Origin of the sequence: Psychroserpens algicola (genome assembly GCF_014526325.1) — a bacterium.
Lineage (GTDB): Bacteria > Bacteroidota > Bacteroidia > Flavobacteriales > Flavobacteriaceae > Psychroserpens > Psychroserpens algicola.
The window spans coordinates 57,980-80,458 of sequence record NZ_JACNMJ010000007.1 but is presented as its reverse complement, the minus strand read 5'-3'; the positions used below and the strand labels follow the sequence as shown (position 1 = coordinate 80,458).

Below are 22,479 nucleotides of genomic sequence, written 5' to 3'. Positions count from 1 at the left end.
AATCTTTTCTGGCACAAAAATACTACAGATTTAATTAAAATCGCTAACTTTCATCCCACAAACCTTCAAGGTTTTTTTCTAATAGTTCACTCAAATTCACAATACCATTACAAACAGCATATTTAAATGATTACTAAAGAAGCTATCATAAAACGATTTATAAGTTATGTTACTATCGATACCGAATCTGACCCAAAAAGTGACACAACACCAAGTACAGCAAAACAATGGGATTTAGCGCATGCGCTCGCTAAAGAACTTATAGCTATAGGAATGAAAGATGTCACTATAGATCCTAATGCATACATTATGGCCACATTACCAAGTAATGTTGATCATGACGTACCAACCATTGGGTTTATTTCTCATTTTGACACCTCTCCAGATTTTACTGGAGCTAATGTTAAACCTCGAGTTATTGAAAATTATGATGGAAAAGATATAGCACTTAATGCTGAACACAACATTATTTTATCACCAGATTATTTTGAAGACTTATTACTATATAAAGGGCAAACCTTAATCGTAACCGATGGTACAACTCTATTAGGTGCCGATGATAAAGCTGGTATTACTGAAATCGTCTCTGCAATGGAATACCTCATCAATCACCCAGAAATTAAACATGGCGACATTAAAGTTGGTTTTACTCCAGATGAAGAAATTGGTCGTGGCGCACATAAATTTGACGTTGAAAAATTTGGAGCAGATTGGGCTTATACAATGGATGGTAGCCAGATTGGAGAATTAGAATATGAAAATTTTAACGCTGCTGGTGCAACAGTAACAGTAAAAGGTAAAATTGTGCATCCAGGTTATGCGAAAGGTAAAATGGTGAATTCGATGTATATCGCTACCGAATTTATCAATTCTCTTCCTCGACTTGAAACACCAGAGCATACCGAAGAGTATCAAGGCTTTTTTCATCTTCATAGTGTTGAAGGTAAAGTCGAAGAAACCGTTTTACAATACATTATAAGGGACCATGATATGGCTCATTTTGAAGCTCGTAAAGAGGTTATGCAAAATCTTACTAATGAAATTAATACGCAATATGAACGTGAAGTGATCACTATAGATATTAAAGATCAATACTTTAATATGAAAGAAAAAGTAGAACCTGTTAAACATATTGTCGATATCGCCGAAGAAGCCATGAAACTATTAGATATCGAACCTTTAATCAAACCTATTCGAGGTGGAACAGATGGATCCCAGTTAAGCTACATGGGATTACCTTGCCCAAATATTTTTGCAGGAGGTCATAATTTCCATGGACGATACGAATATGTTCCTGTAGAGAGTATGATTAAGGCTACTGAAGTGATTTGTAAAATTGCAGAACTGACTGCTGAAAAAGCATTAAAATAATGACCAATGAAAAAAGTTTATTCCGTAGAAGAATACATAGAGACTAATCCACATTACGAAGAAGAACTTAGATTACTTAGAGACATCATCAATACAACCGAGCTTGAAGAAACTGTCAAATGGAGTATGCCTACCTATTGTTTAAACGGAAAAAATGTTCTTGGTATAGGTGCTTTTAAACAGCATTTTTGTTTATGGTTTCACCAAGGCGTATTTTTAAAAGATGAGCATAACTTATTGATTAATGCTCAAGAAAACAAAACAAAAGCCTTACGGCAAATGCGTTTTGAAACAAAGGCGGACATCAATAAAACTGCTGTTTTAACGTATGTAAAAGAAGCCATAGAAAACCAAAGGTTGGGCAAAGAAATAAAACCTACCCGAAAGGTTAAAGATGTTGTCATTCCGGAGGAACTTAAAACCGCATTACAATCAAACACAACTCTAGACACAAGCTTTAATGCTTTAACTCCAGGTAAACAGCGTGAGTATTGCGAGTATATTTCTGAAGCTAAACGAGAGGCCACCAAACTATCACGTTTAGAAAAAATAACACCAATGATTATTCAAGGAATTGGTTTGCATGACAAATACAAGAATTGCTGATTGTAAAACATAAAAAAACTCCGAAAGAAATGCTTTCGGAGTTTTTTTAAGATAGTATTTAAATTCTATTTTACAGTTGCAGGAGCGTTTAATTTCTTACTTATTTCCATAGAAATAGCAGAACGTTCAAACTTAATTTTTCCAGCAAGTGTCTCGATAACACAACTATTGTCCTTATCGTTAAGGTCAACAATTTTTCCGTGCATACCGCTTTTAGTTACAACTTTATCGCCTCTTTTTAACTCAGCTGCAAATGCTTTTTCTTGTTTAGCACGTTTCATCTGTGGTGCTATCATAAAGAAATACACCACTGCAAACATGGCTATAAAAGGCAAAAAATCTCCAATTGAACCCATAAAATTACTTTACAGATTTAATTGCAGCTTTACCAGCTTTTTGAGCTGCTGCGTTTGGATCTGGCTCAACAAAAGCTTTAATCTTCACTATTTCAGAACCCTTTTCAGTATTCGTTGTTAAAGTGATTGACTTTTGAACTTGGTTAGAACCTTTACCATTAAATTTTACTGTAAACTCAGCAGATTCACCTGGAGCTAAAGGATCTCTATTCCAATCTGATGGTACAGTACATCCGCAAGTACTCTTGATGTTACTTACTACTAAAGGTGTTTTTCCTGTGTTTGTGTATTTGAATTTAGTTTCTACTGGAGTACCGTTAACGATAGTTCCAAAATCATGCTCAGTTTCTTCAAAAGTAATCACTGGAAAATCTGCAGCACTTGCATCTCTTTCTGCAGCTGCTGCTACGTTGTCTTGATTAATTTTGCTTGTTGCATCTTCTTTACAAGATGTAAAAGCTACTAAACATAATGCGCTTAACGCTAAAATTGCTTTTTTCATTACTATGATTTTTTAAATATTTGTTTTGATTCGAGAAGCCAAATGTACTAATTATTTCATCTAATTAAAATTTTTAGCCCATTTTCAAACAAAACATTAACAGTCTATTGCTGATAAAACCTAAAGTCCTACATCAAACCTCTGCCAATTTTGTTCAATTTACCTTCTGAAGTATATTCTTTAACGATCTTATCTAGGATACCATTTATAAAATTACTACTCTTTGGTGTAGAGTACTCTTTTGCGATTTCTAAATATTCATTAATAGTTACTTTCACAGGTATCGATGGAAATTTCTGAAATTCACAAATAGCCATTTGCATTAATACAGTATCAATTTGTGTGATACGCTCAGCATCCCAGTTTTTTGTTTTTGCTGAAATTTCCTCTAAAAAAGCGGCTTGATTAAGAATGGTCTTATTTAATAAGTGGATACCAAAGTCACGATCTTCGTTATCCTTAAATAATTTTGGTGTAAAGAACTTTCCTTCTGAAGACACCTTAACTTTTTTCAACAGCTTTAATATGGCTGTATTAACTACAGGAAGATCATCTAACCATGTGATTCGCTTATCTTCAAAATAATCATAAAGCTTATCATTTGGCGCAATGATTTCAGTAAACATATCAATAACAAAATTCTTATCCTCTTTAAATGTTGAGGTTTTGGTAGACATATACTGCTTATAAATATCGCTGTCTAATAATGATTTAAAAATGACATCGACATATTCAAAATCCAGATACCAAAGATTCTCTTTTTGATCTTCAATACACTCTTGCAATGCTTCGTTAGTACTTAGCATCACCAATATTTCATTATTGATAAATTTTGAATTAGGATTTTTCTCTTCTTTAGTCGCAAGAAGCTTCTTTTGAGTTTTCTCCTGATGGTCTTTTGCTTTTTTATGCACTTCAATGAGAAGCGACAATTGTGCTATAAACAAATCGTACATGCTGTTCAGACTCTGAAGTAAAAACTTTTCGTTGGTTTTAATATTATCACTTTCACTGCCTTTTGAAGCGTAAAGTGTTTGCATAACTTTAATACGAATGTGTCGTCTGTTTAACATGGTTACAAAGAGCTATAAATTAACAAAGCGAAAGGTTTACACTTTCGCTCTGCAAAAATACTATTATTTTAAAGGTATAAAAATATTTAAATATGATTTTATCTTATTTACCTTGTTCTCGTTTTCTTGTTTCAATTCGTTCTTTAGCAATACTCAATGCGGCTGTATTTGTAGTTAAATTGTTAGCTTTAGCACGATCTAATATTTCTAAAGTTGTATTGTAAATATTTTCAGTTTTACGAATAATTTCCTGCTTGTCGTAGTTTTCTAATTCTGCATATACATTGATAATTCCACCAGCATTAATCAAGAAATCAGGAGCATATAATATGCCTTTATCCTGTAACATTTTACCATGTTTTACTTCATCTGCTAATTGATTGTTAGCGGCTCCAGCAATAATATAAGCTTGTAACTTATTGATTGTATCATCGTTTATGGTCGCTCCTAAGGCACAAGGTGCATAAATATCCATAGGTTCACTATAAATATCTTGTCCACCGTAGATCGTAACGTCATATTTAGCTCGAACTTCTTCTAATCGCTCTTGATTAATATCTGCAATAGTGACTCTAGCGCCTTCATTCATTAAATGTTCTACAAGAGATTCTCCTACATGTCCGATTCCTTGTACGAAAACCGACTTATCTTCTAAAATATCGCTTCCGTATTTAAATTTGGCTGCAGCTTTCATTCCCATAAACACACCATAGGCTGTAATTGGAGAAGGATTACCTGCACCACCTTTACTTTCTGATATACCTGTAACATAAGGTGTCACTTCTCTAACCGTATCCATATCCTCGGTTGCCATACCTACATCTTCGGCAGTAATATAGCGTCCGCTTAATGAATGTACAAACTCACCAAACTTTCGCATAAGCTCAGGAGTTTTTTGTGTTTTTGCATCACCAATAATAACAGCTTTTCCACCACCTAAATTTAGTCCTGTTATTGCAGATTTAAATGTCATTCCGCGAGATAATCGCAACACGTCATTTAAGGCTTCCCATTCATTATTATAATTCCACATTCTTGTTCCTCCTAAAGCAGGTCCCAAAACTGTGTTATGAATACCAATTATTGCTTTTAAACCAGTATCTTTGTCGTTGCAAAAAACGATTTGCTCGTGATTATCAAAAGATAATTGCCCGAAAACCGGGTCAACTTTTGAGAGTTCTTTAGAACTTATAACATCTGATGTCATTCGAATTTAGATTTAGAATCTATTTTTCATTATATGTAAAATAGCGTGCAAAAATAAATGAATATTGGAGTATTAGCAAAAATAAGTTAGTTAAAATAACAAATTGCTAAATATCAAGCCTCAAAAAAATGGATGAAAGAACTAAAACACATTAACAAATACTTCTACAAGTATCGTTATAGACTTTTGTTTGGAATATTAATAACGATTTGTTCTAAGATATTTGCTCTATTTATGCCAAGGTTTTTAGGTAAAGCCATTACAGTAATATCTAAAGCTTACAAAAATGAAATTACCGAAACAGTTTTTAGAGAACTGCTTACTCTATACATTTTGTATATTATAGGAGCAGCAATAGTGACAGGTATTTTTACTTTTTTAATGCGCCAAACCATCATTAATGTCTCTCGTTACATCGAGTACGACCTTAAAAATGAAGTGTATCGACAATATCAAAACCTATCGCTCAATTTCTATAAATCTAATAGAACAGGCGATTTAATGAATAGAATTAGTGAGGATGTCACCAAAGTTCGTATGTATTGCGGACCAGCAATTATGTACACCATAAATACCATTACACTATTTGTTGTTGCGCTTATATACATGCTAAGTGTTGCTCCTAAATTAACACTCTACACTGTTTTACCTTTACCTGTATTATCATTCATTATTTATAAATTAAGTCGAATCATTAACAAACGCAGTAGAATCGTACAGGAGTATTTATCGCATTTGTCTGCCTATACTCAAGAGTCGTTTAGCGGGATTTCGGTCATCAAATCCTACGGCATAGAAGCCAGTAATAATGATGAGTTTAATACGCTATCTGAAACCAGCAAACAAAAGCAAATCGATTTAACAAAGGTGCAGGCTTTATTTTTTCCATCTATGATCCTTTTAATAGGTATCAGTAATATTTTGGTTGCTTACATTGGAGGAATGCAATACATCAATGGTGAAATTGAAGAAATCGGAACAATTGCCGAGTTTTTAATTTATGTTAATATGCTCACATGGCCAGTTGCAACTGTTGGTTGGGTTACAAATTTGGTGCAACAAGCTGAAGCATCTCAAAAACGAATTAATGAATTTTTGAAACAAGAGCCTGAAATTAAAAACCTTAATGCAACGCCTTCTCAAATTGATGGAAATATCGTTTTTGATAATGTAACTTACATTTATCCTGACACTAATATTAAAGCATTAGACAATGTTAGCTTCTCACTTAAAAAAGGGGAAACTTTAGCTATTTTAGGGAAAACTGGCTCAGGAAAATCGACAATATTAGATTTAATCGGACGTCTTTATGATGTTCAAGAAGGACATATATCAATTGATGGTGTTAAAATTGACCAGGTGCATCTCAAGAGTTTAAGAGACCATATAGGCTATGTCCCTCAAGATGCATTTTTATTTTCTGACACCATTGAAAATAACATCAAATTTGGAAAGGAAGATGCTTCTGAAGAAGATATCATTACTGCAGCCAAAAATGCCGATGTTCATAAAAACATCAAAAAATTCAGCAAAGGTTATCAAACCAAATTAGGCGAACGTGGCATTACATTATCTGGCGGACAAAAACAACGAATTTCTATTGCTAGAGCCATTATAAAAAAACCTGAAATCATGCTCTTTGATGATTGCTTGTCTGCAGTTGACACCGAAACTGAAGAAAAAATATTGAAGAGTTTACGTGAAATTTCTAAAGGAAAAACAACCATTATAGTAAGCCATCGTGTGTCTTCAGCAAAGGATGCTGATAAGATTATAGTTCTTGAAGATGGTAAAATTATTCAAGATGGCACACATGAAACCTTAGTTAACACCGATGGGTACTACAAAGCGCTTTACTTGAAACAACTCAGCACAAAAGAATTATAGTTATTTGTTGCTTACTAATCTTTTTTTTTAGATTTTTGATGCACAATCAAACAAAAATTTAAAGAATTAGCTATGAGTGATCACGGAATGATGGAGAAAGAGGAAATTTTCTCAAAAGTATTACGAGCAGGAAGACGAACCTACTTTTTTGATGTAAGAGCGACTAAAGCTGGAGACTATTACCTTACCATTACAGAAAGCAAAAAGTTTACTAACGACGATGGATCGTTTCATTACAAAAAGCATAAAATCTATTTATACAAAGAAGATTTCTCTGAGTTTAATGAGATTTTAAGAGAAATGACAGATTATATAATTGCTGAAAAGGGAGACGAAGTAATTAGTGAACGCCATCAAAAAGATTTCAAAAAAGAAGACTATTCATCTAATAATGATCTTGCCGAAGGCGGAGAATCAATTAGCGATTCTGATTCTGCAGAGAAATTTACAGACATCAACTTTGAAGACATATAAATCTTCACTTGTGTTAAATTATACAAAACCGTTACTTTATGAGTAGCGGTTTTTTTATTTTTATAGTCTAATCAACATTTTGATATGAGACTAACTATCCTTCTACTTGCACTTAGTATTTTAAACTTAAATGCACAAACACAAACAGATTTATCGTATTACCTTCCGCAAAACACAACCTATAACAAAAGTATTCCAACACCTCAATCTGTCATAGGTCACGATGTTGGAGAATGGCATATAACACACGACAAACTTGTACAATACATGCAAGCATTAGCCACTGCTTCTAATAGAATTACTATAGAAAACAGAGGCACAACTTATGAAGGCAGACCTCTACTTCTACTCACCATAACATCCCCTAAAAACCACAGCAACCTTGAACAAATCAGACAATCCCATATAGCTTCTACTGAAAATAACTCAGTCAATACAAGTGATATGCCTATAGTCGTGTATCAAGGGTTTTCAATTCACGGAAATGAGCCAAGCGGTTCCAATGCTGCGCTATTAGCAGCTTATCATCTGGCAGCAGCAGAAAGCAAAGATGTCACCGATTTACTGGACCAAACCGTCATATTATTTGACCCTTCATTAAATCCTGATGGATTACAACGTTTTGCATATTGGGCAAACACCAATAAAAGCGAAAACTTAAATCCAGATCCAAATGACAGAGAGTACCAGGAAGTTTGGCCAGGAGGGCGAACAAATCATTATTGGTTTGATATGAATCGTGATTGGCTTCCTGTACAATTACCAGAGTCTCGTGCTCGCATTGCAAGTTTTCATAAATGGCTACCTAATATCTTAACCGACCACCATGAAATGGGCACTAATGCCAGTTTCTTTTTTCAACCAGGAATTCCGTCCCGAACTCATCCACTTACACCAAAACTCAATCAGGAACTCACTAAAAATATTGGAAATTATCACGCCAAAGCCTTAGATAAAATTGGTTCGCTGTATTATACCGAAGAAAGTTTTGATGATTTTTACTACGGAAAAGGATCTACTTTTCCCGACATAAACGGAGGTATTGGAATTCTTTTTGAACAGGCCAGTTCTCGCGGACATATTCAAGAGAGCGATAACGGCATTTTGACCTTCCCTTTTACCATTCGCAATCAATTTACTGCTGCACTATCCACATTAGAAGCTGCAAAAGGCATGCGCGAAGACATTCTTAATTACCAACATGACTTTTATAAAAATGCGAGAAACGAGGCCAGTAAAGAAAATGGAAAAGCTATCGTATTCGGAGATGAAAAAGATGCTGCTAAAACCTATCATTTAGCTGAAATATTAGAACGTCAGCACATCGATTTTCATGAACTTAAAAGCGATTTTACCAGCAACGGAAAACGATTTAAAAAAGGCTACGCATTTATCATTCCAAAAAATCAGAAAAATACACGCTTAATCAATGCCATGTTTGAAAAACGGACAACTTTTCAAGATAGCTTGTTTTATGATGTATCGGCTTGGACTTTTCCGTTAGCATTCGGATTAGACTATTCTGAAGGTGTTTCAACATCTAACGCAGGTACGAAAGTTGAAAGTCTGAGTATGAAAACTGGCACAGTATCATCCAAAAGCAATTATGCTTACCTGATGGAATGGCATGAATATTATTCGCCTAAAGCACTAAACGCAATTTTAGAATCTGGTTTACGTGCCAAAGTTGGGATGAAACAATTTAGTACAAATGGTAAATCCTATGACTACGGAACAATCTTGATTCCGGTTCAAAATCAGAATAAATCACCTGAAGACCTTTATCGCTTTTTACAAGATGTAGCTAAAGACAGTCATATCAATATTGATGCTGTTGCTACAGGATTAACGCAAGGTATCGACTTAGGAAGTAATCAATTTAGATCTTTAGAACAACCCAAAGTGGCACTAATAGTCGGTGATGGCATTAGAAGTTACGATGCTGGAGAAATCTGGCACTTATTTGACCAACGCTATGATATGCGTTTGACAAAGCTAGACACCAGATCGTTGAGTAGAGTTGATTTAAGTCGTTATAATACAATTATTTTGCCTAGCGGTTCTCCTAATGCTTCTGTAGCAAAAGACCTCAAGCAATGGGTTCAAAATGGAGGTACATTGATTGGATATCGCAGTGCCTTAAATTGGTTGAATTCAAATAAATTTATCAAATTAGATTTCAAAAAAATGGAACTTACAGCTAAAAACATTTCATTCGAACAGCGTGGCGACTTTAGAGGCGCACAAGTTGTTGGAGGTGCTATTTTTGAAGCTGACATAGACCGCTCACACCCCGTTAATTTCGGCTACAAAAATGAAAAAATAGCGCTTTTCAGAAACAATACAATGTACATGAATCCTGACAAGCAAAGCTATAACAATCCTATCAGGTATAGTAAAAACCCTTTGTTGAGTGGCTATATTTCTAAACCTAATTTGGATAGTTTGGCTTTAACGGTTCCTTATGCTTCAAAACGTTTAGGTCAAGGGCGCGTTGTTGCCTTTACAGATAACACAAATTTTAGAGCCTTTTGGTACGGAACAAACAAGTTATTAATGAATGCTATATTCTTTAGAGAGGAACTATAATTTTACAGCTAATAAAGCCAGAACAAAAACTGTCAGTATATATAACATTGCAAATTTAATATGAAGTGTCATTGCAAGTATTAGCAGCATCACTATCATAAAAATTGGCACTAGTGTGATTGCTATTGCAAACCTAAACGTGGATGTAAACTCCACCTCTTTAATTTTTGGTTGCACTCCTTTTTTCCAGATGACGTAAGGTACAATAAGATGAATTATTAACAACGCCTTTGCTAGACGTTTTAGAACTATATACTTATTGACCTGTTTCTTTTTACAGGATGTAAAATCCTTAGAAATACATTCATTGACATCCTCAGGCTTCGTAAAATCGACTTGCAGGATTTTGAGTTTTTCAAGTACAGTATCATAATTATCACCTTCAATATGTACAGTAAGCTGACGTAATTGACGGGACACCTCATCTTTTAATCGCAACATGCTTTGGTTTTTATCGTGGAGAAGTTTATCATCTACTTGTATGGGCATTCCAAAATTTATGAGTGTACTATCACTAAATTTTTCGGCATGCTGAAAACTCAATCCTACTGGAATTACATAAATTTTGATATCAGGAAACGTGTCTAATGTTTCAAAAACAATACGTGTAAACCCTTTACTTAAAGGTCTGATAGTGCGTTTTATATTATGGCTTCCTTCCGGAAAAATAACGATAGCCTCTCCGTCATTGAGTAACTTCGAACTCTTTGTAAATATTGAATTATTCTTACTCAAGTTAGACCAACCGTCGCGAACCCTATACACCGGAAGCATTTGTAAGCTTTGTAACACCTTACTTACTATGGGTTTATTAAACACACTAGCTCTAGTTAAAAAGTAAGAAAAACGCTTGGTTGTTGTTGCTATCAATAAAGCATCTAATAAAGCATTTTGATGATTTGCTAAAAACAAAACTGGTCCACTTTCAGGTACAACTTTAGCATTGGCAACTTCAATTTTTTTAAAATAAAAAAACAAACCCACTCGCAAATAAGTCCTTACTATATGTAACCATAACCCTTTCATCCTTCAACTATTTTTGATGACTTAGAACTCCAGTAAAAAGCCAATATCAATCCTGAAATAATATGCCAGATTCCCCAGAATGCCGCCATTATAGCCATACCACCTAAACCATTAAAAAATGTAAAAATGAGCAATAACCCCAAACCTGAATTTTGAATACCTGTTTCTATCGCCAGCGTCTTTTGATTTTTAAAAGACAAGCCGAAACCCTTTGCTGTAAAAAAGCCCAATACTATAGCTAGTAAATTATGACCAATACCAATAAGTAAGACATAATGAATATAGTTGTTAAATACATCCATGTTTTTAGAAAAAGCAACACCAACAATCGCAATAAACACAAAAATTGAAACTGGCTTTAACACTCCAGACATTCTATCAGCAAGTTTTCTGTTTTTAGATCTAACTAGCATCCCAATAATTAAAGGTATTCCAAGAATAAGTAGTACTAATTTCACAAGCTCTAAAGGCCGTAATTCTATATGTTTTAAAAGTTGAGCAGTAGGACCATATAAATGTCCGTAAAATTGAAAATTAAATGGTGTAATCAAAATAGCTAATACTGTACCAAATGCAGTGAGGCTTATAGACAATGCTGTATTTCCGCCAGCAATATGAGTTATAAAGTTGGAAATATTTCCGCCAGGACAAGCAGCAACCATCATCATTCCAAGAGCAATACTAGCCTGTGGCTTAATTAAAATAATGATGATAAATGTTAATACTGGCAACAGTATAAATTGCGATAATAGACCAACCAAAACCAGTTTTGGCTGCTTAAATAATGATTTAAAATCGTGTAATGAAATACCTAGAGCGACTCCAAACATCACTATAGCTAAAGCTATATTCAATACCCAAAGTCCGTTACTCTCAAAATTTATTTTAACATCATCTAATTGCTCCATGTACTAACCAACCGTTGAACCATTTTTTACGGTATGTTCAGGATTTAAAAGTATCACATCTTTCCCATTAACTGCTCCTAAAACCAGGCATTCACTCATAAATTTTGCTATTTGTTTCTTCGGAAAATTAACTACAGCAACAATTTGCCTATGTAATAAGGTATCTTTGTTATAGAGTGTTGTAATTTGAGCTGATGATTTTTTTATTCCTAAATCCCCAAAATCAATTGTAAGTTGATATGCAGGTTGACGTGCTTCAGGAAAATCATTGACCTCAATAATAGTTCCTATACGTAAATCGACTTTTGTGAAGTCTTCGAAAGTTATTATCTTTTCCATTCATTAAACATACAAATTAATATTTACATCCATACTATGGCATTAACACCTTCAAATATGCTTCCTTTAGGAACACAGGCTCCAGAATTTAAACTCAAAAACACCGTTGACGACACCTTTGTTTCTCTAACCAGTGCCAAAGGCATCCAAGGCACTGTCATCATGTTTATTTGCAATCATTGCCCTTTCGTAAAACATGTCAATTCGCAGTTATCACAGTTAGCCAAAGATTATGTTTCTAAAGGTATAAACTGTATTGCCATTTCAAGTAATGATGCAAAAAATTACCCTGAAGATTCTCCTGTAAATATGAAGACTAATGCTATTGAGAATGATTTTATCTTTCCATATTTATACGACGACAATCAAGAGGTTGCTAAAGCTTATGATGCTGCGTGCACACCTGATTTTTATGTGTTCGACAAGGATTTAAAATTAATTTACAGAGGTCAGCTCGATGATTCCAGGCCAGGAAATGATATTCCGGTTACAGGAAACGATATTCGAGGTGTTTTAGAAAATTTATTAAACGACAAGCCTATTTCAGACATTCAAAAACCGAGTATTGGTTGTAACATCAAATGGAAATAAGTAACACTAAAATAATTAATAAAGCTTATCGTTAGTATTCAAAGTCAGCCTATGAAATCACGTCTCAAACTAAGCCTCTTTTTTTTAATATTCTTGTGCTTAGCTAGCTGTGATACTACTTCAAAAGACAGTGATACCATTGAAATGCATTTTTCAGATATTGATAATTTCTGGAAAGTCTATGACAAAATAAAATCAATCCAAAGTCATGCTGAGCGAACTAAAATTATTCAAAAAGATTATATTGATCAAAGTAGTAAAGGCTTAAAATTACTCATCAAAAAAGATAAACTAACTGCGGCAGATTATGCGACGTTCTTAAAGGACACTGTATTTTTTAATTCTATTAAACAGGTGACTTTAGATGCTAAAAAAGACACATTAAAAATTAGAAAACATTTACGTGATTTCACACAATTGTATCCAAAGGCAACATTTAATGACATCTATTTTGTTATAGGACAATTTAAACGCGCTGGCACTGTAATTGACAGTAGTATGATTATTGAACTTGAAAAAAATGCAAAAAGTGAGCATACCAAGTCTGCATTTCTTTTTAGTATAGATCAACTCAACAACCTCAACGACCATACCTCTTTAATTCCGTTAGTGATTCATGAACAAGTACATGTCAACCAGAAAAACATTAATACCAGAACATTACTATCAAAATCGATTTGTGAAGGCTCAGCAGATTTTTTAATGTATTTACAAACGGGTAAATTTCCATCTTCACTTAGGGAAACCTATGCTTATGGAGAAGCCAATGAAGCTAAATTATGGATTAAATTCCAAACCGATTTAGACATCAATTATAAGTATATTAAAACCGATTGGTTTTACAATTACGACCGAAACGACATACCTCCAGACTTAGGCTATTTTATGGGTTTTAAAATCTGTGAAAAATTCTATAACGATGCTGAAGATAAAAATAAAGCTATAACGTTTATGCTTGACAGTTCTAACAGTCAGGAGCTATTAGAATTGAGTCAATACAATGGTGGATTATAAGCTGATAGTGTTTTATTTGAAAATTTAAAACACTTGATTTTATCAATATAATTGACGACCTTCGTCTGAGTTCACAACAGCATAACCATATTATGTAGGCATAAATTATTTTATACTACTTTCTGATGTATTTTTTATCACTAATTAACACCACTTCACATGAAGAAATCAACCATTCTTTTATTCGCTATCTTTCTGATAGGCTTTCAATGTATTCAAGCCCAAAAATCTAAGAAAGAAGACTCACAACCTTTAGACAAAATTAAAATTGACGGACTCAAATGGCGAACTATTGGACCATCTTTAACTTCTGGCAGAATTTCTGACATTGCTGTAAATCCTAATAACCCTTTTGAATATTATGTCGCTTCATCGGCTGGAGGTGTCTGGAAAACTATTAATGCAGGAATAGATTACCAGCCAATATTTGACAATGAAGGCTCCTACTCTATTGGATGCATTACTCTTGATCCTAATAATTCAAATGTTGTATGGGTTGGTACTGGAGAAAACAATAACCAGCGCTCTGTATCGTATGGAGATGGGATTTATAAATCTCTCGATGGTGGTAGCACATGGAAACATATGGGATTAAAAACTTCAGAACATATTGGACGAATTATCGTACATCCTGATAATTCTGATATTGTCTATGTTGCAGCCATTGGTCCATTATGGAGTAAAGGAGGTGATAGAGGATTATACAAAACCACTGATGGTGGTGACACATGGAAAGCTGTTCTTACGATAGATGAGCATACTGGTGTAAATGACATACAAATGGATCCCAGAAACCCAGACGTTTTATATGCGTCTACTTTTCAACGTAGAAGACATGTTTTTACTTATGTTGGAGGCGGACCAGGTTCTGGAATGCACAAAAGTACCGACGGAGGAGATACATGGACAGAAATAAATACAGGACTACCAAAAACCGAGTTAGGTCGTATAGGACTGGCTATTTCTCCTGCTAACCCTGAACTCATTTATGCTATCGTCGAAGCTGCAGATGGAAAAGGCGGATTTTACGCTTCTACCAACAGAGGCGCAAGCTGGGAAAGACGAGGCAATCATAAAACCAGTGGCAATTATTATCAGGAAATTATTGCAGATCCGGTTGATGAAAACACCATTTATTCAATGGACACATGGATGTCTGTGAGCCATGATGGAGGAAAAACATTTGAAATGGTAGGAGAAGTCACCAAGCATGTCGACAACCATTGTATGTGGATAGACCCCAAAAATAACAGCCATTGGCTGGTTGGATGTGATGGTGGTGTGTATGAAACCTTTGATGCTGCAAAAACATGGGATTTTAAAGAAAATATACCGGTTACTCAGTTTTATAAAGTTGCTGTTGATAATGATTACCCGTTTTACAATGTGTACGGAGGAACTCAAGATAATTTTAGTATTGGTGGACCTTCAAGAGTACTTACTGGTCATGGAATTACCAATTTTGATTGGTTTATCACAAATGGTGGTGACGGATTTGAATCTCAGGTAGATCCTGAAAATCCAGATATTGTTTATGCCCAATCCCAGTATGGCTTTTTAGTGCGTTATGATAAGAAAAGTGGTGAAATAGTTGGAATTCAACCTAGTGAGCGTGAAAATGAAAATAGCTATCGATTTAATTGGGATGCACCTCTGGCTGTAAGCAAACACGCCTCTGGCCGTTTGTATTTTGCCGCTAATAAAGTCTTTCGTTCAAACGATTATGGTAATAGCTGGGAAGTTATTAGTGATGATTTAACACAGCAAATTGACCGAAACAAACTTAAAGTTTATGATCGTGTGGTGAGTATAGATGCTGTAGCTAAAAATGGCTCTACATCACTTTATGGAAGTATAGTAGCTTTATCAGAATCTCCGATTGATGAAAATCTTATTGCAATTGGTACAGATGACGGACTTGTACAAATCACTGAAAATGGAGGCGCAACCTGGCGATCAATTAAACAAATCTCAGGAGTCCCAAATCAATCGTATGTTAATAGCGTGTATCTTTCAAAACATGACGTCAATGTGATTTATGTAGCATTTAATCATCATAAATACGGTGATTTCAAACCTTACATTTTTAAATCTAACGACAAAGGAAAAACCTGGGTTTCTATAAGTTCTAACTTACCAGAAAGAGGAAGTGTTTATGCTATTGAAGAAGATCATATCGATAAGGATTTAATTTTCTGTGGTACTGAATTTGGCGCATTTTTCTCTCCAAATAAAGGTGGTCGTTGGAAACAACTTAATGCTGGTTTACCTACTATAGCTGTTAGAGATATTGCTATACAGGAACGAGAAAATGATTTAGTTCTAGGAACCTTTGGTAGAGGATTCTACATTATGGATGATTATTCAGCCTTGAGAACTATTGAAAATACGATGCCATCCGAAACAGCAAAAATATATCCGATTCGTAAAGCATTATCATGGGAAAAGAGTCTTCCTTTAGGACTGCCAGGAAAAGCATTTCAGGGTGATAATTTTTATACAGCTCCTAATCTCGGACCTGAAGCGATGATTACCTATTATTACAATGACACTTATACTTCTTTAAAAGACAAGCGTTCTAAAAAAGAAAAGGAGCTCATCGAGAATAAAAAAGATGCAAATTATCCGAGTTATGATGCCTTAAAAGCTGAAATGAACGAAGAAGAGCCATCATTAGTATTTACTATAAAAAACAGTGACGGACTCGTCGTGAAAAAAGAATTTAAATCCCCTAAAGAAGGTTTACAACGTTTCCATTGGGATTTACGTTATACGCTACCTAATCCGGTCGATTTGAGTACATCTTCATTTTATAATCCGTGGGAACCTGTTGACGAAGGCACATTGGTAGAGCCTGGAACCTATACTGTAGAAATGACACTGTACCGCAATGGAGAAGTAAGTTCTCTTGTTAGTCCTGTAGCATTTGAAGTTGAAGGTTTGAATAATACTGTAATGCCTGCTGAAAATAGAGCCGCTAAAGTCGCTTTTCAAAAGCAAGTGTCACAACTTGAAGCCGATTTACAAGCCTGCCAGAAAATTGTCAGTGAAGCAACTAATAAGCTAGACTACATTAAAGCAGCTATAAAACGTTCTGAATTACCATACGCACCACTTTCAAAGGCTGTTTTAGATATTGAAAACAAACTTAAAGCTATTAATATGTCGCTTTACGGTGATCCTGTTAAAAATGAATTAGACATAAGTCAACCAAAAAGTCCGGCAGCCAGAATAGGAATCATTAGTTACGAACAAAAATATTCGACCTCTGCTCCTACGCAAACACATAAAGACAGCTATGCCATAGCAAAAGCTGATATTTCAGCCATTAAAAAACAAGCTGAAAGTGTTTACAATATTGATTTAAAACAATTAGAAGAGCAACTTGTGGCATCTGGAGCACCTTACACTCCTGGACGAGGCTATAAAAATTAAAAAATAAATGAGTAGTGATTTGGATTTAAAACTCAAATCACTACTCGTTTTCTATTTACAGGTTATCTAACTGGTTATCTGTACCATTATCACTGATTGTCCAAAAGAATCCAACAAAAAAGAATTGATCTGCTGCTGGTCGTAATGTGCGTCGATTAAAATTCCCACTGGCATCAGGAGTATTTGCATACTGATACCCATTAACATTTCTAAACCCTAAAACATTGTTTACAGAAAGGTATAAAATCTTTTGTTGACTGATTAGATACGCCCAGTTAAGACTAATACTATTGTAACTTTTTGTCATTTCACCAAGAAACTCATTAGTATTTGGATTATCATAAGGTCTTCCAGAGGCGAAAGTATATGAAAACCCTACCTGACTTTTTAAATCATCTATCCAGTATTTTGCAACAGCTGACAAATTATGTGTGTTTGCAAAATTAGGCTGTGCAGCTGTTGGATAATTACGATAATCACGCTCGGTATCCAAAAATGAATAACTCAACCAGTAATCGACATTTTTAATGCTTTTATTATCTCTCCAAAACATATCGAAGCCTTGAGCAAAACCAGAACCTGAATTATCATAATTAGAATTAAAACTTTCCATTTGAGTATCAAACTTGACTAAATTATCATAGTCTTTTCTGTATACCTCAGCTCTAAATATGCGTCCGTCAGAGACATGCTGATAGTTCATAATGTAGTGCTTTGTGCTTTGTGTTCTCACATCAGAATTGAACTTCAAAATGTTATTATTAGCGTTCTGATAAAAATTTCCGTAAGCCAGTGAAAGTTGTCCGTTTTTTGACGTTTTATAAGCTAGAGAAACTCGAGGTGAAATTTTAAATTCATCTGAAAGTACATAGTTATCCGCTCTAACACCTAGTTTAAGTGCTAAATCTTTACTAAATACAATATCAGACTCAGCGAAAGCAGCAGTATTATTATTTGTAAATCCGTATGCTGCATTAAAACCTTCAGTAGCAAATGATTCATCAAATTTAGTTACAAAATGCTCTGCACCAAAACTCAATTTAAATCGGCTATTAAACCGTTTTTTTAATTTCAACTTGATGTGCGCCGAATTTTCATCATCTTCAATAGCGTTGTCGATGACATTTATATCCGTTTTCGCAATGGTATAACTCAATCCTGAATGTAGAGACCAGCCATTACCCAATACACCTTTATAGGATGTATTTGCATAAAAGTTTTTATTGTTTAGCTTAAATCGCACACCCTCTGAAATATTAATATCCTCTTGTGTTAAGTCGAAATTAGAAATATCAAAAGCTGCATAAAACTTAAGCATTCCATTTGTGAATTTCTGACGGAATACCGCTTCTCCTTGTGCACCTTCGTAAGGCTTATGCCAATCGTTACGATCTGAAAACACAGCTAAGTAAGGCGCTAAATTGATGTAAGACGCATTAACACTTAAAGATGTTTTGTCCCATTTTTTTGTATGTCCCAAACTACCACCAACAGTCATAATCCCAATATCGGTTTTGTTTTGATCAGGCTCATCAATCGTATTTAAAAGCAGCACACTTGAAAGTGCATTACCATATTCGGCAGAGTAACCACCCGTTGAAAAAGTGATGCCATCAAAGAGAAATGGCGAATAGCGTCCGCGTGTCGGAATATTATTCGTCGTAGGCGAATACGGCGTAAACACGCGAATACCATCAATAAATATTTGTGCTTCATTTGCATCTCCACCTCTAACAAACAGTCGGCCATCTTCGGCAACTGTTGAAGTTCCTGGCAGTGTTTGCAAAGCACCAACAAAATCACCTAAGGCACTTGCTGTTGTCACTACATCTAAAGAATTTAAAACAGACACCTTACTATTGTCATTAGCTTCAAAAGTTCCAGCTGAGATAACTACAGCATCTAAAGCTTCCATATCTTCTTTTAATTTGATTTGAAGATTGTAAAACGTTGACACATCGCCTACCATAGTTTTAGTTTCGTAAGACAAATAGGAAATGATTAAGGCTTGTGTTCCTGTTTCTTCGGTGGAAAAATCAAAGTCTCCATTCTCGTCTGTAGTATCACCATCATAGGTACCATCGAGATACACATTTGCTCCAATAATAGCCTGCCCTTTAGTATCGGTGACTTTACCTCTAATTGTAGTTTGAGCAAACGCAAGTGTCGAAACCAAAAAGATAAGAATGGTGGTTAGAACCTTCAGTTTTTTAAGGTTTGCTTTTCTAAAAAGGGAGCTTAAGAGACGCTTTTTAGTCGTCATTGATGTGTATTGTAATAGATGTGTCATGGTTGATGAATTAACTGTTCGTTTTTTGATAGGTCAAAGATGCGTAAGATGTGATGCTTCTGAAATTCTATTTTACCGAATTGTCAAAAATCATTACCGAATTGCATATTTTTGAAAAAACCTCATGAATTATGCTCAACGCTTCAGAAAAAACATTCAGTGTACTCTTTTTTATTTTAGTGATTGCAGAACTGATTTGTGGTTCTTTAGCAGCTTTAGAACACCTACATTACTTTTCTAAACCAGCTATTGTACTATCGTTACTAATCTTTTTTTGGATACAAAGCAAAACAATTAAGCCAGTGTTACGATATCTGGTTGCTTTAGCGCTTATATGTTCTTTAGCAGGTGATATTTTACTCATGTTTGTAAATCACTCTCCTCATTACTTTATGTTGGGACTTGTAGCTTTTTTAATAGCACATATCATGTATATATTCGCCTTCTTAAAACATCGAAATAAGGCAGTAAACCCGTTGACTTTCATCATTATTTTGTTACTATATGCCTTGGGTTTGTTTTACCTGTTAAAAGATGGTTTAAAAGATATGTTACTCCCAGTAATAGTGTATATGATTGCTATTTTGAGTATGTCTACTACAGCTTTATTACGCAAAGGAGCTGTACCTAAATGGAGTTACTTGCTTGTATTTTTTGGTGCCCTTTTATTTATGATTTCGGATAGTATTCTGGCATTGAATAAATTTTATGCACCATTAGCTTATTCAGACATTAGTATTATGCTTACGTATGCTTTAGCCCAATATGGGATTGTTTTAGGAATTTTGAAGCTAGCCGAAACATCGCGTTAAGGATGGAAACGGCATCCTTTTGTGACTACTGAAAGTTCACAAAAGATATAGTGTACAGCCTGGCCTGAAGCGCAGCGGAAGGAAACGCCCAAAACCTATTTTTTAAAAGGCCTAATAATAAGTCGGGCAGCTTTATCAAAATTAATGTAGTTATAGGTCCAGTTGAAAAAGACAATCACACGATTTCGAAAGCCAACGAGCGACATTAGGTGAATAAACATCCAAATGAACCAAGCAAAAAAGCCTCCAAATTTAAAATGTTTTAAATCGACAACGGCTTTATTGCGACCAATAGTTGCCATAGAACCTTTATCGTGATATGTAAAAGGTTTAGGCGTCTGGTTTGTAGTCATTCGTATGAGGTTTTTCCCTAGAAGTTTACCCTGTTGTATGGCAGGTTGTGCTACCTGAGGATGTCCGTTAGGAAAATTTTCGGTTGCCATATAAGCAATATCACCAATAGCAAAAATGGTATCATAGCCCTTAACCTGATTACATCGGTTGACGATATATCTATTGGTTTTATCTTTAATAGAATCGGGATTAAGCCCATTAATTGGTGCACCAGTAACGCCTGCAGCCCAGATTACGGTTTCCGTTTTTAGCACCAAATCAGAATTGGTCGTCACCTCTATTCCATCATAATTTTTAACAAACACATTAGTATGTATCTTAACACCAAGGCTTTTGAGGAAAGCTTCTGCTTTTGTTGAAGCATGCTTACTCATAGGAGGAAGTACGCGGTCTGCTCCTTCTAAAAGATGAATTTGCATATGCTCACTATTTAAATCATGGTACTCTCTGGGTAAGATATGGTTTTTAAGTTCTGCAATGGCTCCAGCCAATTCAACACCTGTTGGTCCTCCTCCAACTATAACAAAATTAAGGTAGGCTTTTCGGGCTTCTTCAGAATTAGCAATGGCAGCTTTTTCAAAATTTTGAAGGATAAGACTTCTGATATTAAGCGCCTGAGGCACACTTTTCATAGGCATACTATTGGCTTCTATGGATGCGTTTCCGAAAAAATTGGTTGTAGTTCCGGTTGCAATGACTAGATAATCATAATGCAGTTTACCAATACTAGTAGTGATTTGATTATGTGTGGCATCGATTTGTTCGACATCTGCCATTCTAAAAAAAGAATTTTTATGCTTTTTTAGTATTTTTCTAAGCGGATAGGCAATGGAGTCGGGTTCTAAACCTGAGCTTGATACCTGATAGAGTAAGGGTTGAAATGTATGATAGTTGTGCTTATCGAGCAAAACAATCTGCAAGTTGCTGTTTGCCAGTGATTTTGCTAAATTCACACCTGCAAATCCGCCGCCAATAATAACAATTCTTGGGACATTAGGTTCAGGAATATTCATATAGAAAGCCGCTTAATATGATAATTACAAAAATACGACTTACAGTGCTTTTAACTGTATTTTTGAATTAAATTTTATAGCAGTGTAACATTTTAAATTATAATGCTACTTATAGGCAACTAACTAATCAAAACATTGAATAAAGAACTCGAACATAGTTTTGTCGAATTGCTTGAGAAGCATCAAAACATTGTGCATAAGGTCTGTAGATTATATACCAATAATCAGGATGCGCATAATGATTTGTTTCAAGAGATAACCATACAATTATGGAAAGCATATCCAAAATTTCGAGGTGATGCTAAGTTTAGCACCTGGATGTATCGTGTAGGTTTAAATACCGCAATTACATTATACAGAAAATCAAAACGCAGCATCAGAACACAAGAATTTGAGAGTGTTTCATTTAAAATTAAGTCTGAAGATTATGACGATACTGAAGAGCAACAACTCAAATTACTGTACAAAGCGGTACACCAGTTGAATGATATTGAAAAAGCTTTGGTGTTTTTATATTTAGAAGACAAGAATTATAGCGAAATAAGCGAAACCCTTGGTATTACTGAAGTTAATGCTCGTGTAAAAATGAATAGGGTAAAGAAAAAATTAAAAACAATATTAAATCCGTAAAC

General features: G+C 34.8%; 19 protein-coding genes. 10 read left to right on the top strand and 9 right to left on the bottom strand.

Going from position 1 to position 22,479, the window contains the following annotated elements:
* The first annotated feature begins 126 nt into the window (after window positions 1-126).
* Window positions 127-1,371, top strand: coding sequence for a peptidase T (gene pepT, locus H7350_RS14040; protein ID WP_204346555.1), 1,245 nt, complete (start codon window positions 127-129; stop codon window positions 1,369-1,371).
* A gap of 6 nt (window positions 1,372-1,377) precedes the next feature.
* A complete protein-coding gene (locus H7350_RS14035; protein ID WP_204346554.1) occupies window positions 1,378-1,977 on the top strand; it encodes a YdeI/OmpD-associated family protein in 600 nt (199 codons plus the stop codon).
* 65 nt (window positions 1,978-2,042) lie between these two features.
* Here H7350_RS14035 and yajC read toward each other — a convergent pair whose 3' ends face one another.
* The 4 genes from yajC to H7350_RS14015 form a co-directional block, all read right to left on the bottom strand.
* Complete coding sequence (gene yajC, locus H7350_RS14030; protein WP_204346553.1) at window positions 2,043-2,333, bottom strand: preprotein translocase subunit YajC; 291 nt, start codon at window positions 2,331-2,333, stop codon at window positions 2,043-2,045.
* 4 nt (window positions 2,334-2,337) lie between these two features.
* A complete protein-coding gene (locus tag H7350_RS14025) occupies window positions 2,338-2,835 on the bottom strand; it encodes a DUF1573 domain-containing protein (protein WP_204346552.1) in 498 nt (165 codons plus the stop codon).
* A gap of 128 nt (window positions 2,836-2,963) precedes the next feature.
* Entirely contained in the window at window positions 2,964-3,875 is a 912-nt protein-coding gene (nusB, locus tag H7350_RS14020) for a transcription antitermination factor NusB (protein ID WP_204346551.1), read from the bottom strand.
* 136 nt (window positions 3,876-4,011) lie between these two features.
* Window positions 4,012-5,115, bottom strand: a complete 1,104-nt coding sequence (locus tag H7350_RS14015) for a Glu/Leu/Phe/Val family dehydrogenase (RefSeq protein WP_204346550.1) — start codon at window positions 5,113-5,115, stop codon at window positions 4,012-4,014.
* Window positions 5,116-5,247: 132 nt separating this feature from the next.
* Here H7350_RS14015 and H7350_RS14010 point away from each other — a divergent pair, with 132 nt between their 5' ends.
* The 3 genes from H7350_RS14010 (at window position 5,248) to H7350_RS14000 (ending at window position 10,065) form a co-directional block, all read left to right on the top strand.
* A complete protein-coding gene (locus tag H7350_RS14010; protein ID WP_204346549.1) occupies window positions 5,248-7,002 on the top strand; it encodes an ABC transporter ATP-binding protein in 1,755 nt (584 codons plus the stop codon).
* Window positions 7,003-7,074: 72 nt separating this feature from the next.
* Complete coding sequence (locus tag H7350_RS14005; RefSeq protein WP_204346548.1) at window positions 7,075-7,476, top strand: PUR family DNA/RNA-binding protein; 402 nt, start codon at window positions 7,075-7,077, stop codon at window positions 7,474-7,476.
* 84 nt (window positions 7,477-7,560) lie between these two features.
* Window positions 7,561-10,065, top strand: coding sequence for a M14 family metallopeptidase (locus H7350_RS14000; RefSeq protein ID WP_204346547.1), 2,505 nt, complete (start codon window positions 7,561-7,563; stop codon window positions 10,063-10,065).
* Here H7350_RS14000 and H7350_RS13995 read toward each other — a convergent pair.
* Genes H7350_RS13995 through H7350_RS13985 form a run of 3 tightly spaced genes read right to left on the bottom strand, consistent with a single transcriptional unit; the run spans window position 10,060 to window position 12,338 of the window.
* Window positions 10,060-11,091 carry a lysophospholipid acyltransferase family protein gene (locus H7350_RS13995; protein WP_235989357.1) on the bottom strand — a complete coding sequence of 344 codons (1,032 nt, stop codon included), beginning with the start codon at window positions 11,089-11,091 and terminating at the stop codon, window positions 10,060-10,062. The genes H7350_RS14000 and H7350_RS13995 overlap by 6 nt on opposite strands.
* Window positions 11,088-11,999 (bottom strand): bile acid:sodium symporter family protein, encoded by a 912-nt coding sequence (locus tag H7350_RS13990; protein WP_204346546.1) that lies wholly within the window; start codon window positions 11,997-11,999, stop codon window positions 11,088-11,090. Before H7350_RS13990 ends, H7350_RS13995 begins: the two co-directional genes overlap by 4 nt.
* Window positions 12,000-12,002: 3 nt before the next feature.
* Window positions 12,003-12,338, bottom strand: coding sequence for a tRNA-binding protein (locus H7350_RS13985; RefSeq protein ID WP_204346545.1), 336 nt, complete (start codon window positions 12,336-12,338; stop codon window positions 12,003-12,005).
* Window positions 12,339-12,374: 36 nt separating this feature from the next.
* Here H7350_RS13985 and H7350_RS13980 point away from each other — a divergent pair, with 36 nt between their 5' ends.
* The 3 genes from H7350_RS13980 (at window position 12,375) to H7350_RS13970 (ending at window position 17,378) form a co-directional block, all read left to right on the top strand.
* On the top strand, window positions 12,375-12,929 hold the full coding sequence (locus tag H7350_RS13980; protein WP_204346544.1) for a thioredoxin family protein: 555 nt from the start codon (window positions 12,375-12,377) through the stop codon (window positions 12,927-12,929).
* 51 nt (window positions 12,930-12,980) lie between these two features.
* Window positions 12,981-13,943, top strand: coding sequence for a gliding motility protein GldB-related protein (locus H7350_RS13975; protein WP_204346543.1), 963 nt, complete (start codon window positions 12,981-12,983; stop codon window positions 13,941-13,943).
* Between the two features lie 159 nt (window positions 13,944-14,102).
* Complete coding sequence (locus H7350_RS13970) at window positions 14,103-17,378, top strand: WD40/YVTN/BNR-like repeat-containing protein (protein WP_204346542.1); 3,276 nt, start codon at window positions 14,103-14,105, stop codon at window positions 17,376-17,378.
* Between the two features lie 55 nt (window positions 17,379-17,433).
* Here the strand turns inward: H7350_RS13970 and H7350_RS13965 are convergent, their stop codons facing one another.
* Window positions 17,434-19,584, bottom strand: a complete 2,151-nt coding sequence (locus H7350_RS13965) for a TonB-dependent receptor (RefSeq protein ID WP_204346692.1) — start codon at window positions 19,582-19,584, stop codon at window positions 17,434-17,436.
* A 215-nt stretch (window positions 19,585-19,799) separates the two neighbouring features.
* On the opposite strand from H7350_RS13965, the gene H7350_RS13960 reads away from it, so the two are divergent.
* Window positions 19,800-20,480: a lysoplasmalogenase gene (locus H7350_RS13960; RefSeq protein ID WP_204346541.1), complete on the top strand. Its 681-nt coding sequence runs from the start codon at window positions 19,800-19,802 to the stop codon at window positions 20,478-20,480.
* 95 nt (window positions 20,481-20,575) lie between these two features.
* On the opposite strand, the gene H7350_RS13955 is transcribed toward H7350_RS13960, so the two are convergent.
* Complete coding sequence (locus tag H7350_RS13955; RefSeq protein ID WP_204346540.1) at window positions 20,576-21,847, bottom strand: NAD(P)/FAD-dependent oxidoreductase; 1,272 nt, start codon at window positions 21,845-21,847, stop codon at window positions 20,576-20,578.
* Window positions 21,848-21,982: 135 nt separating this feature from the next.
* Between H7350_RS13955 and H7350_RS13950 the strand changes: the two genes are divergently transcribed.
* On the top strand, window positions 21,983-22,477 hold the full coding sequence (locus H7350_RS13950; protein WP_204346539.1) for an RNA polymerase sigma factor: 495 nt from the start codon (window positions 21,983-21,985) through the stop codon (window positions 22,475-22,477).
* Window positions 22,478-22,479: the final 2 nt, after the last annotated feature.

Coding starts and splice junctions, on each gene's coding strand:
- H7350_RS14015 (WP_204346550.1), bottom strand. CDS start 5,115: ATGACATCAGATGTTATAAGTTCTAAAGAACTCTCAAAAGTTGACCCG.
- H7350_RS13960 (WP_204346541.1), top strand. CDS start 19,800: ATGCTCAACGCTTCAGAAAAAACATTCAGTGTACTCTTTTTTATTTTA.
- H7350_RS14035 (WP_204346554.1), top strand. CDS start 1,378: ATGAAAAAAGTTTATTCCGTAGAAGAATACATAGAGACTAATCCACAT.
- H7350_RS13975 (WP_204346543.1), top strand. CDS start 12,981: ATGAAATCACGTCTCAAACTAAGCCTCTTTTTTTTAATATTCTTGTGC.
- H7350_RS13955 (WP_204346540.1), bottom strand. CDS start 21,847: ATGAATATTCCTGAACCTAATGTCCCAAGAATTGTTATTATTGGCGGC.
- nusB (WP_204346551.1), bottom strand. CDS start 3,875: ATGCAAACACTTTACGCTTCAAAAGGCAGTGAAAGTGATAATATTAAA.
- H7350_RS14005 (WP_204346548.1), top strand. CDS start 7,075: ATGAGTGATCACGGAATGATGGAGAAAGAGGAAATTTTCTCAAAAGTA.
- H7350_RS13995 (WP_235989357.1), bottom strand. CDS start 11,091: ATGAAAGGGTTATGGTTACATATAGTAAGGACTTATTTGCGAGTGGGT.
- H7350_RS14010 (WP_204346549.1), top strand. CDS start 5,248: ATGAAAGAACTAAAACACATTAACAAATACTTCTACAAGTATCGTTAT.
- H7350_RS13970 (WP_204346542.1), top strand. CDS start 14,103: ATGAAGAAATCAACCATTCTTTTATTCGCTATCTTTCTGATAGGCTTT.
- yajC (WP_204346553.1), bottom strand. CDS start 2,333: ATGGGTTCAATTGGAGATTTTTTGCCTTTTATAGCCATGTTTGCAGTG.
- H7350_RS14025 (WP_204346552.1), bottom strand. CDS start 2,835: ATGAAAAAAGCAATTTTAGCGTTAAGCGCATTATGTTTAGTAGCTTTT.
- H7350_RS13980 (WP_204346544.1), top strand. CDS start 12,375: ATGGCATTAACACCTTCAAATATGCTTCCTTTAGGAACACAGGCTCCA.
- H7350_RS13990 (WP_204346546.1), bottom strand. CDS start 11,999: ATGGAGCAATTAGATGATGTTAAAATAAATTTTGAGAGTAACGGACTT.
- H7350_RS13985 (WP_204346545.1), bottom strand. CDS start 12,338: ATGGAAAAGATAATAACTTTCGAAGACTTCACAAAAGTCGATTTACGT.
- pepT (WP_204346555.1), top strand. CDS start 127: ATGATTACTAAAGAAGCTATCATAAAACGATTTATAAGTTATGTTACT.
- H7350_RS14000 (WP_204346547.1), top strand. CDS start 7,561: ATGAGACTAACTATCCTTCTACTTGCACTTAGTATTTTAAACTTAAAT.